This window comes from Methylobacterium sp. E-025 (assembly GCF_022829705.1).
Lineage (GTDB): Bacteria > Pseudomonadota > Alphaproteobacteria > Rhizobiales > Beijerinckiaceae > Methylobacterium.
Genome location: NZ_JAKSYR010000141.1, coordinates 91,915 through 102,517, shown reverse-complemented (window position 1 = coordinate 102,517; position 10,603 = coordinate 91,915). Strand labels below are relative to the sequence as shown.

Here is a 10,603-nt window from a genome sequence, read left to right as displayed (position 1 = left end):
ATCTGGGCAGAACCTGCGCAGGAAGCACGCCTGATCTGCGGAACCTTGCGTATCGGCTCGGTGTTCAACGGCTACCTGCGACCCTACCTGCGACACCACGCGCGGCTTCCACGGATCTACGATGCTCGTCCAGACCGGTTTCACCATCGCCTTCAACACCTTCGGCCCGACCCCGATGAACCTGCTGCTGAACGTGCGGCCGGAGCGTCGGGCCGACCTCGTCACGCCCGAGGTCATCGCCTTCGATCCGCCGGTGCCGGCGACGCAGCACGTCGACGCCTTCGGCAACGTCTGCACCCGCATCGTCGCGCCGGGCGGCCGGATCACCATGTCGGCCGACTTCACCATCGGCGATTCCGACGAGCCCGACGCGTTTGCGCCGCAGGCCCGCCAGCACCCGGTGCAGGACCTGCCCGACGACGTGCTGCCGTTCCTCCTCGGCTCGCGCTACTGCGACACCGACAAGCTCTCGGCCACCGCTTGGTCGCTGTTCGGCGCGACGCCGGAGGGCTGGGCCCGCGTGCAGGCGATCGTCGACTTCGTCCACAACCACCTGCGGTTCGACTACCAGCTGGCCGACAACACCCGCACCGCCCATGACGGCTACGTCCAGCGCGTCGGCGTCTGCCGCGACTTCGCCCACCTGGCGATCGCGCTGTGCCGCTGCATGAACATCCCGGCCCGCTACGCCACCGGCTATCTCGGCGACATCGGCGTGCCGAAGGACCCGGCGCCGATGGATTTCTCGGCCTGGTTCGAGGTCTATCTCGGCGATCGCTGGTACACGTTCGACGCCCGCCACAACACGCCGCGCATCGCCCGCATCGTCATGGCGCGCGGGCGCGACGCGACGGATTGCGCGCTCACCACCAGCTTCGGCACCGCCTACCTGATGCAGTTCGACGTGCACACCGACGAGGTGTCGCCGTACGCGGGCGCCATGGCCGAGGCGGCCTAAGGCGCGCCGGCACCCGTCTCGACCAGCCGGTCGAGGAAATTGCCGATCTCGCGGCGTCTCTGGTCCGGCTCCAGGACGTCGGCGCCGAGCCCGTGCCGCCAGGCGAGCGGGCCGGCCGCCGCGCCGCCCGCGTGGAGCGCGGCGATCTCCGCGGCATAGGCCGAGACCGCGGCGGCATCGGGCGCGAGGCCGGCCTCGACCACGTCCGCGGCGCTGACCCGCAGCATCGCCGCGAGCTCGTCGAAGTCGAGCTCGGGGTGGTACTGCGTGCCCCAGAACAGGCCGCCGCCGTGCGGGATCTCGATCGCCTGCACCTCGAGCAGCGCGTTCCCGGCCAGCACTCGCGCGCCCGGCGGCGGCGCGATCACCGCGTCCGAATGGATCGCCGGCGCGTCCCAGGCCGCGCCCCGGCCCGACAGCAGCGGGTGGCCGCGGCCTTCCGCCGTCGCCGTGATGCGGCGGGCGAAGCCGTATTCCGGCCCGCGCGGATTGGGGCCGACGTCGCCGCCAGCGACGACCGCGGCCAGTTGCGTCCCCCAGCACGAGCCGAACACCGGCAGCCCGGCCTCCAGAGCCGCGCGCATCAGGTCGCACTGGCGCGTCACCGCCGGGCTGCGCTCGCCGACCTTCAGGGGCGAGCCGGTGAAGATCACGCCGTCGTAGGCGGTAAGCGCCGCGCCGTCGGGCAGGGCGGCGTCGGCGTCGGCCGGGCTGAGCAGCCGGCATTGCGCCTCCGGGCGATAGGCGTGGACGACGTCGGCGTAGGATTCGGCCGAGGTGCGGCCGGTGACCGCGACGTGCTGGGCGCGGTCGTCGCGCGTGTTGCCGTCCGCGATGAGCAGTCGAAGCATGGGGGCCTTGCGGGAGATCGTCGGAATCCGGTCACGGGCAACGTCCGGCGCCGCCCGATGGTACTGCGGCATAGGTGCAGCCGCGACGCCCGGCGTGATCCGGCGCCGGTCCGGACGATCGCCGCGGTGCCCGCCATCCGAGGGTCTCGGGACCTATCGACGGCTGCCGCGTTGAGGCAGGGCCGTTCCTGAGGCAAAGCACTCCCTCAGGGGCCGCCGGCCGAGCGCCCGATCCACCCTGCGTGATGACGATGACGACTGATCAGACACCGCGCGTCGCACCCTACGTCCGGGACACCCTGTCGACCGGGATCGCCGGGCTCGACGACGTCCTGTCCGGCGGCCTGACCAAGGGGCGGCTCTACCTGCTCGAGGGCACGCCCGGCGCCGGCAAGACCACGCTCGCCCTGCAGTTCCTGCTCGACGGCGTCGCGCACGGCGAGAAGAGCCTCTACGTCACCTTGTCGGAGAGCGCGGAGGAGCTGCGGGCCTCGGCGGCGTCGCATGGCTGGTCGCTCGACGGCGTCGAGCTCTACGAGCTCGTCAACGAGCTCGGCCTCGACCCCGAGAGCGAGCAGTCGATCCTGCACCCCTCCGAGGTGGAGCTCGGCGAGACCGTCCGCGAGGTCATCGAGCGGGTGGACGCGCTGCAGCCGAACCGCGTGGTGTTCGACAGCCTGTCCGAATTGCGGCTGCTCGCCCAGAACCCGCTGCGCTACCGCCGCCAGATCCTGGCGCTGAAGCAGCTCTTCGCGGCGCGGGGCTGCACGGTGTTCCTGCTCGACGACGGCACCACCGACGTGCAGCTCCACAGCATCGCGCACGGCGTCCTGCTCCTGGAGCACACCCCGCGCGAGTTCGGCGCGGGACGGCGCCGCCTCCGCGTCCTGAAGATGCGCGGCGTGAAGGCGCGGGGCGGGTACCACGACTTCGTCCTCGAGACCGGCGGGATCGAGGTGTTCCCGAGCCTGATCGCCGCCGAGCACCACGCCGACTTCGCGCCGGTGACCGTCACGACCGGCGCGCCGGGCCTCGACCTCCTGCTCGGCGGCGGGCTGGTGCGCGGCACCAACACGCTGCTGCTCGGGCCGTCCGGGGCCGGCAAGACCACGACCGCGGTGCGCTGCATGCTGGCGGCCCTGGAGCGGGGCGAGAAGGCCACCTACTTCCTGTTCGACGAGGGCCGGGCGACCCTGCTGGCGCGCGCGGCCATCCTCGGGATGGACCTGCAGCCGCACATCGCCGACGGCGACCTCAGCATCGCGCAGATCGATCCGGCCGAACTGGCGCCGGGCGAGTTCGCCTGCCGCGTCCGCGAGGCGGTGGAGCGGGACGGCGCGTCCTGCGTCGTCGTCGACAGCCTCAACGCCTACATCCACGCGATGCCGGGCGAGCAGTTCCTGATCCTGCAGATGCACGAGCTGCTGACCTACCTGAACCAGAAGGGCGTCACGACTCTGCTGGTGCTCGGGCAGCACGGCGTCATCGGCGAGGTCCGCTCCGACATCGACCTGAGCTATCTCAGCGACGGCATCCTCCTGTTCCGCTACTTCGAGGCCAAGGGCGAGGTCCGCACTGCGCTCTCGGCGGTCAAGAGCCGGGTCAACGCGCACGAGCGCACGATCCGCGAGCTGAGGCTCTCCCGCAACGGGATCCAGGTCGGGGAGACGCTGACCGACTTCGAGGGCGTGCTCTCGGGCCTGCCCGCCTACGGCGGCAAGGTCGCGATGCTGCGCAGCGACACGGCGGAATGAGCCGGCCCGGCCCCGACGAGACCCGCGTCCTCATCCTGGCGCCGCGCGGACGCGACGCGGTGGTGATGGAGCAGCTGCTGGCCAAGTCCGGCACCGCCGCCACGGTCTGCGCCGACGGGGCCGCGTGGCTCGCCGGCCTCGAGGCCTCGGCCGGCTCGGCGATCGTCACCGAGGAGGCGCTGGCCGAGGTCGACCCGGACGCCCTCGCGGCCTGGATCGAGCGCCAGCCGCCCTGGTCGGACTTCCCGTTTATCATGCTGGCGACGCGCCAGGCGGGGCGCCGCCCGGCGCGGGGCGCGGCCATGGTGGAGCGCCTCGGCAACGTCGTGCTGCTGGAGCGCCCGATCAACGCCGAGACCCTGATCAGCGCCGTCGCCTCGGCGCTGCGGGTGCGGCGGCGCCAGTACCAGGCGCGCGGGCACATCCGCGAGCGCGAACAGGACCAGGAGCGCCTGCGCGTCGCCAACGAGACCCTGGAGCGGCGGGTCGCCGAGCGCACCCGCGAGGTCGAGGCCGCCCGCGAGACCCTGGCCTTCGCCCTCGATTCCGCCGGCATGGGAACCTGGGACCTCGACCTCCTCACCGACACCGCCCGCCGGTCGGCCCGCCACGACGCGATCTTCGGCTACGACGCGCCGCTCCCGCATTGGGGCCGGCAGACCTTCCTCGCCCACGTCCACCCGGAGGATCGGGAGGCGGTGACGGCGGCCTTCGCGCAGGCGGCGCGGGCGGGGACGCTCGACATCGAATACCGGATCGTGCGCCCCGACGGGGCCGTGCGCTGGATCGCGGCCAAGGGCCGGGCGGAATACCGCGCCGACGGCACGCCGGTCCGCATGGCCGGCATCGTCCTCGACCGCTCCGACCAGCGCAACACCGAGGAGGCGCTGCGCCAGGCGCAGAAGATGGAGGCGATCGGCCAGCTCACCGGCGGCGTCGCGCACGACTTCAACAACCTCTTGACGGTCATCGTCGGCGGCCTCGACATGGTCCTGCGCAAGCCCGACAACGTCGAGCGGGTCAAGCGCCTCGCCGACGCCGCGATGACGGCGGCCCGGCGCGGCGAGCAGCTGACGCAGCAGCTCCTCGCCTTCTCGCGCCGGCAGATGCTGCGGCCGCAGACGCTGAACCCGAACCGCCTGCTCATCGACTTCCGGCCGCTGGCCGAGCGCGCCGCCGGCGCCGCGATCGAGCTCGCCTTCGACCTCGACCCCGCCCTCGACCCGATCCGCGTCGACCCCGCCCAGTTCGAGGCGGCGATCCTCAACCTCGTCGTCAACGCCCGCGACGCGATGGAGGCGGGAACCGGCAGCGCCCGGATCGAGGTCCGCAGCCGCAACGTCCGGCTCGACACCGCGGCCGTCGCCGACAAGGGGGTGCCGCCGGGCGCCTATGTCGAGATCGCGGTGTCCGACACCGGCAGCGGCATCGCGCCGGACCTGATGGCGCGGGTGTTCGAGCCGTTCTTCACCACCAAGGAGGTCGGCAAGGGCACCGGCCTCGGCCTGAGCCAGGTCTACGGCTTCACCCGCAGCGCCAAGGGCTTCGTCGCGATCGAGTCCGAGGTCGGGCGCGGCACCACCTTCCGCCTGCGCTTCCCGCGCTCGGCCGACCCCGCCGGCGAGGAGACGGGCATGGGCGAGCGCGGCGTGCTGCCGCTGCGCCGCGCCGGCGAGGGCGAGACCGTGCTGCTCGTCGAGGACGACGAGCAGGTCCTCACCATGGCCGTCGAGAGCCTGGAGGAGCTGCGCTACAAGGTCGTCGTCGCGCGCAACGCGGCCGAGGCGCTGGCCCATCTCAAGGACGTCCAGCGCATCGACATCCTGTTCTCGGACGTGATGATGCCCGGCGGCATGAACGGCTCGCAGCTCGCCGCCGAGGCGCAGCGCCTGCGGCCCGGCCTCAAGGTCCTGCTCACCTCGGGCTACGTCGCCGACCTCGACGAGGGCCAGGTCATCGGCCGCGGCGAGCTGCCGGTGCTCAACAAGCCCTATCGCCGCGACGAGCTCGCCCGGTCGCTCCGCCTCGTCCTCGGGGCCGACGACGCCTGAATGGGCCGCCGATCCGACGAACCGGGAGTGCAGCGGCCGTGAACTGGATCTATCTGGCGATCGCGATCGTCGCCGAGGTGATCGGCACCAGCGCGCTGAAGGCCTCCGCCGGGTTCTCGCGGCCGGTGCCGCTGCTGATCACGGTCGCGGGCTACGGCGTCGCGTTCTTCTTCCTCGCGCTCACCCTGCGGACGATCCCGATGGGGGTCGCCTACGCGGTCTGGTCGGGCGTCGGCATCGTCCTGATCTCGCTCGTCGGCTGGCTGGTGTTCCGCCAGGGCCTCGACGCCCCGGCCCTGATCGGCCTCGGCCTGATCGTCGCCGGCGTGGTGGTGATCAACGGCTTCTCGAGCACCGCCGGGCACTGAGCCGTCGGCCGCGCGGCACGGTTGACACGCCGCCCCCCCCTCACCATAAGGGCCCCGCGCGGCCCGATGGGCTGTCCTTTGGGGGAATGTCCCGAGCGGCAAAGGGGGCGGACTGTAAATCCGCTGCGTAAGCTTCGTAGGTTCGAGTCCTACTTCCCCCACCACGTCCTTCCTTGCGATCATCACCGGCATCGTCCTGCTTCGCACGGGCCTTGCCGCGCCGGGCGAGCCTCCGGGCGGTCCGTGACGGCGGCGGATTTCGCCCTGCGACCGCAGGGTCCGCCAGCTCGCCCAAGGCAACCTTCCGTCGTCGTTGCCGGCGACGGCCCGGCGCGGATCAGGCCTTCCGCGTCCGCGCCCCGAAGATCGACGTGCCGACCCGGACATGGGTCGCGCCCATCTGGATCGCGGCCGGGTAATCGGCGCTCATGCCCATCGAGAGGATCGGCAGGTTGTGCCGCCGGGCGAGCGCGGCGAGCAGGGCGAAGTGGGCCGAGGGCGGGTCCTCCACCGGCGGCACGCACATCAGCCCCTGGATCGCCAGCCCGTGGGTGCCGACGCATTCGGCGAGCAGCACGTCGAGGGCGTCGGGCGAGACGCCGCCCTTCTGCGGCTCGTCCCCGGTGTTGACCTGGATCAGCAACTTCGGCGTGCGCCCCGTGCGGGCGATCTCCTTGGCCAGCGCCGCGGCCAGGGACAGCCGGTCCAGCGAATGGATCACGTCGAACAGCTCGACCGCCTCGCGCGCCTTGTTCGATTGCAGCGGCCCGACGAGGTGGAGCTCCACGTCCGGGTAGCGGTCCTTGAGCGCGGGCCACTTGGTGCGCGATTCCTGCACGTAGTTCTCGCCGAACAGGCGCTGGCCGGCCTCGAGGGCCGGCAGGATGCCCTCGGCCGGCACGGTCTTCGAGATGGCGATGAGGCGGATGCCGGCGGGATCCCGCGCGCAATCCTCGCTCGCCCGGGCGATCCCGGCCAGCACCTCCGCGAGGCCCGCGGCGACGTCGGCCTCGCCGACGGGCGGCTTGCCGGAGATCGGCGGCTCCGAGGTCGGGGGCGTATCGATCGGCGTGTCGGTCATTGAAGTCCTTTGGGCGGGTCGTCCGGCCATCGCCGGGGAAAGGTGGGCGGGCCCGCGGCGCTGTCCAACGCCGCCGCGCGGGTGAGGGCGATTCTGCACCTCAATGCCGGGATCGCGCGCCCGGCGCAAAGCCATCTGTGCTTGCATCCGCCACAGGGATCACGCGCCGATGGATCGGCCTCGATTGCCACGCCGGCAGATCCGTTGGCCGAGCCCGCCGCGAATGTGCTAACGCCGCCGCTTCCCCGGTCCGCCCCGCCCGATCCCGGTTTTCGACGACGCCATGACCCATCCTCCCAGCCACCAGACCCTCGAGCGCTACAACGCCAAGGATTCCGAGCCGCGCTGGCAGGAGGCCTGGGCGCAGGCGCGGCTGTTCGAGACCGACAACGCCGACGCCCGCCCGAAATACTACGTGCTGGAGATGTTCCCCTATCCGTCGGGGCGCATCCACATGGGCCACGTGCGCAACTACGCGATGGGCGACGTGGTGGCGCGCTACAAGCGGGCCAAGGGGTTCGCGGTGCTGCACCCGATGGGCTGGGACGCCTTCGGGCTGCCGGCCGAGAACGCCGCGATCGAGCGGAAGACCAACCCGCGGGACTGGACCTACGCCAACATCGCGACGATGCGCGGGCAGCTGCAATCCATGGGCCTGTCGCTCGATTGGAGCCGCGAGATCGCGACCTGCAATCCGGACTACTACAAGCACCAGCAGCGCATGTTCCTCGACTTCCTCGGCAAGGGGCTGGTCACGCGCCGCACCGCCAAGGTGAACTGGGACCCGGTCGACCACACCGTGCTCGCCAACGAGCAGGTGATCGACGGGCGCGGCTGGCGCTCGGGCGCGCCGGTCGAGCAGCGCGAGCTGACGCAGTGGTTCTTCAAGATCACCGACTTCGCGCAGGATCTCTACGACGCGCTCGACGGTCTCGAGCGCTGGCCGGAGAAGGTCCGGCTGATGCAGCGGAACTGGATCGGGCGCTCGCAAGGGCTGCAGGTCCGGTTCGCCCTCGCGACGGCGGTCGAGGGGGTCGGCGAGGCGATCGAGGTCTACACCACCCGGCCCGACACCCTGTTCGGCGCGCGCTTCCTGGCGATCGCCGCCGACCATCCCGTGGCGGCGGCCCTGTCCGGCGCGAACCCGGCGCTGCAGGCCTTCGTCGACGAATGCCGGCGCATGGGCACGGCGCAGGCGGCGATCGACACGGCGGAGAAGCTCGGCTTCGACACCGGGCTCACCGTGCGCCATCCGCTCGACCCGTCCTGGACGCTGCCGGTCTACGTCGCGAACTTCGTGCTGATGGAGTACGGCACTGGCGCCGTCTTCGGCTGCCCGGCGCACGACCAGCGCGATCTCGACTTCGCCAACAAGTACGGCCTCGGCAACACCCCCGTGGTCTGCCCCGAGGACCAGGATCAGGACAGCTTCGTCATCACCGACACCGCCTTCGACGGCGACGGGCGGATGATCAACTCGCGCTACCTCGACGGCATGACGACGGGCGAGGCCTTCGAGGCGGTGGCGAACCGCCTGGAGGCGGAGGTCCTCTCCGGCCGGCCGGTCGCGGCCCGCAAGGTGCAGTTCCGCCTGCGCGACTGGGGCGTGTCGCGCCAGCGCTACTGGGGCTGCCCGATCCCGATCATCCACTGCGAGGCCTGCGGCCCCGTGCCGGTGCCGGTCGCCGACCTGCCGGTGAGGCTGCCCGAGGAGGTCTCGTTCGACCAGCCCGGCAACCCGCTGGAGCGCGACCACGCCTGGCGCACCGTGCCGTGCCCGTCCTGCGGCGCGGCGGCGCGGCGCGAGACCGACACGATGGACACCTTCGTCGACTCGTCCTGGTACTACGCCCGGTTCACCGCGCCGTGGCTCGCCGACCGGCCGACCGACCCGGCGGCGGTGAATCGCTGGCTCGCCGTCGACCAGTATATCGGCGGCATCGAGCACGCGATCCTGCACCTGCTCTACGCGCGCTTCTTCATGCGGGCGATGCAGGCGACCGGCTGGTCCGGCGTCTCGGAGCCGTTCGCCGGCCTGTTCACCCAGGGCATGGTCGTCCACGAGACCTACAAGGACGCGGCCGGCGCCTGGGTGCCGCCGACGGAGGTGCGGTTCTCGACCGAAGACGGCGAGCGCCGCGGGTTCCACGTGAAAACCTCGGCGCCGATCGCGATCGGCCCGATCGAGAAGATGTCGAAGTCGAAGAAGAACGTCGTCGACCCCGACGACATCATCGCCTCCTTCGGCGCCGACACCGCGCGCTGGTTCATGCTCTCGGATTCGCCGCCGGAGCGCGACGTGATCTGGACGGAGGAGGGCGTGCAGGGCGCCGCCCGCTTCGTGCAGCGGGTGTGGCGGCTGGTGAACGCCGCCGTCTCGGCCACCGGATCGGGCGGCGGCGACGCGGCCTTGCGCAAGGCCGCGCACAAGGCGCTCGCCGCCTTCGGCGAGGACGTGGAGCGCCTGCGCTTCAACCGCTGCGTCGCCCACGTCTACACCCTCGCCAACGCCCTCGAGGACGCGTTCCGCGGCGGCGCCTCGGCGGCGGCCGGCCGGGAGGCCGCCGGCATCCTGGTCCAGCTGATCGCGCCGATGATGCCGCACCTGGCCGAGAGCTGCTGGGCGGTGCTCGGCCGCGACGGGCTGGTCGCGCAGGCGCCGTGGCCCGGCTTCGACCCCGCTTTGCTGGTCGAGGATACGGTCGCTCTCCCGGTGCAGGTCAACGGCAAGAAGCGCGCCGACGTCACCGTCCCGCGCGACGCCGACGCGGCGGCTGTCGAGGCCCTGGTGCTCGCCGACGAGGCGGTGCGGCGCGCCCTCGAAGGTCGGACGCCCCGCAAGGTCATCGTCGTGCCCGGGCGGATTGTGAACCTGGTGGTGTGAGGGATCCCACCGTCGGCCCCTCAACGCGCTCCGTCATTCCGGGGCGCCGCAGGCGAGCCCGGAATCCAGAGCCGCCGGGATGGGTGATCGAGGCACGATCAGCGGTTCTGGATTCCGGGCTCTGCTTCGGAGCCCCGGAATGACGGGGAGGGATCGACGCAAGGCCTCGCCGGCTGCCCCTCAGGCCGCGAGCGCCCGGCTCACCGTGGCGCGCAGGTCCGCCAGCGAGAACGGCTTCGTCAGCACGTCGGTGACGATGGCGTCGAGGCCGCGCGCGCGCTCGCGCTGGTCGGCGAAGCCGGTCATCAGCAGGATGGTCAGGTCGGGGAAGTCGCGCTTGGCCGCGAGCGCCAACGCGATGCCGTCCATCAGCGGCATGCGGATGTCGGTGAGCATCAGGTCGAAGGCGCCGTCGGATTCGTTCAGCCGGTCGAGGCCGTCGCTGCCGTCGATCGCCGTGACCACGGCATGGCCGTCGATCTCGAGGCCTCGCTTGAGGAAGCCGCGGACCGTCTCTTCGTCATCCACCAGAAGGATGCGCGCCATGTCGCCTGTATTCGATCCACCGAGGGAAGGCCGGCCGGCCCGGACACGTCTAGAGATCGTCTAAACATCGGCCGTCCTGTCAAGACATTTGAGGACGAAAAGCCTGGAAG

The 10,603-nt window shown here is 71.7% G+C and carries 8 protein-coding genes and 1 tRNA gene; 6 read left to right on the top strand and 3 right to left on the bottom strand.

Annotated elements, in window-relative coordinates; genetic code table 11:
* Nucleotides 1-121 precede the first annotated feature (121 nt).
* Nucleotides 122-958, top strand: a complete 837-nt coding sequence (locus tag MKK64_RS21255; protein ID WP_243937003.1) for a transglutaminase-like domain-containing protein — start codon at nt 122-124, stop codon at nt 956-958.
* On the opposite strand, the gene MKK64_RS21250 is transcribed toward MKK64_RS21255, so the two are convergent.
* Nucleotides 955-1,809, bottom strand: coding sequence for a type 1 glutamine amidotransferase (locus MKK64_RS21250; RefSeq protein ID WP_147859817.1), 855 nt, complete (start codon nt 1,807-1,809; stop codon nt 955-957). The genes MKK64_RS21255 and MKK64_RS21250 overlap by 4 nt on opposite strands.
* Nucleotides 1,810-2,060: 251 nt before the next feature.
* On the opposite strand from MKK64_RS21250, the gene MKK64_RS21245 reads away from it, so the two are divergent.
* The 4 genes from MKK64_RS21245 to MKK64_RS21230 all read left to right on the top strand — a co-directional run bounded on the left by MKK64_RS21245 (nt 2,061) and on the right by MKK64_RS21230 (nt 6,146).
* Complete coding sequence (locus tag MKK64_RS21245) at nt 2,061-3,563, top strand: ATPase domain-containing protein (protein ID WP_147727226.1); 1,503 nt, start codon at nt 2,061-2,063, stop codon at nt 3,561-3,563.
* Nucleotides 3,560-5,614, top strand: coding sequence for an ATP-binding protein (locus tag MKK64_RS21240; protein ID WP_243937001.1), 2,055 nt, complete (start codon nt 3,560-3,562; stop codon nt 5,612-5,614). Before MKK64_RS21245 ends, MKK64_RS21240 begins: the two co-directional genes overlap by 4 nt.
* 38 nt (nt 5,615-5,652) lie before the next feature.
* Entirely contained in the window at nt 5,653-5,982 is a 330-nt protein-coding gene (locus MKK64_RS21235) for a DMT family transporter (protein WP_147842700.1), read from the top strand.
* Between the two features lie 80 nt (nt 5,983-6,062).
* Nucleotides 6,063-6,146 (top strand) — tRNA-Tyr (locus MKK64_RS21230).
* 173 nt (nt 6,147-6,319) lie between these two features.
* On the opposite strand, the gene MKK64_RS21225 is transcribed toward MKK64_RS21230, so the two are convergent.
* Nucleotides 6,320-7,063, bottom strand: coding sequence for a YggS family pyridoxal phosphate-dependent enzyme (locus tag MKK64_RS21225; RefSeq protein WP_243936999.1), 744 nt, complete (start codon nt 7,061-7,063; stop codon nt 6,320-6,322).
* A 283-nt stretch (nt 7,064-7,346) separates the two neighbouring features.
* Here MKK64_RS21225 and leuS point away from each other — a divergent pair, with 283 nt between their 5' ends.
* A complete protein-coding gene (gene leuS / locus MKK64_RS21220; RefSeq protein WP_243936986.1) occupies nt 7,347-9,947 on the top strand; it encodes a leucine--tRNA ligase in 2,601 nt (866 codons plus the stop codon).
* 180 nt (nt 9,948-10,127) lie between these two features.
* Here the strand turns inward: leuS and MKK64_RS21215 are convergent, their stop codons facing one another.
* The gene (locus MKK64_RS21215) at nt 10,128-10,493 is read right to left on the bottom strand and encodes a response regulator (RefSeq protein WP_147727221.1); all 366 of its coding nucleotides are present in this window, start codon (nt 10,491-10,493) and stop codon (nt 10,128-10,130) included.
* Nucleotides 10,494-10,603 lie beyond the last annotated feature (110 nt).

Excerpts from the sequence above, each read along its gene's own strand:
- MKK64_RS21255 (WP_243937003.1), top strand. The coding sequence starts at position 122 with ATGCTCGTCCAGACCGGTTTCACCATCGCCTTCAACACCTTCGGCCCG.
- MKK64_RS21250 (WP_147859817.1), bottom strand. The coding sequence starts at position 1,809 with ATGCTTCGACTGCTCATCGCGGACGGCAACACGCGCGACGACCGCGCC.
- MKK64_RS21245 (WP_147727226.1), top strand. The coding sequence starts at position 2,061 with ATGACGACTGATCAGACACCGCGCGTCGCACCCTACGTCCGGGACACC.
- MKK64_RS21240 (WP_243937001.1), top strand. The coding sequence starts at position 3,560 with ATGAGCCGGCCCGGCCCCGACGAGACCCGCGTCCTCATCCTGGCGCCG.
- MKK64_RS21225 (WP_243936999.1), bottom strand. The coding sequence starts at position 7,063 with ATGACCGACACGCCGATCGATACGCCCCCGACCTCGGAGCCGCCGATC.
- leuS (WP_243936986.1), top strand. The coding sequence starts at position 7,347 with ATGACCCATCCTCCCAGCCACCAGACCCTCGAGCGCTACAACGCCAAG.
- MKK64_RS21215 (WP_147727221.1), bottom strand. The coding sequence starts at position 10,493 with ATGGCGCGCATCCTTCTGGTGGATGACGAAGAGACGGTCCGCGGCTTC.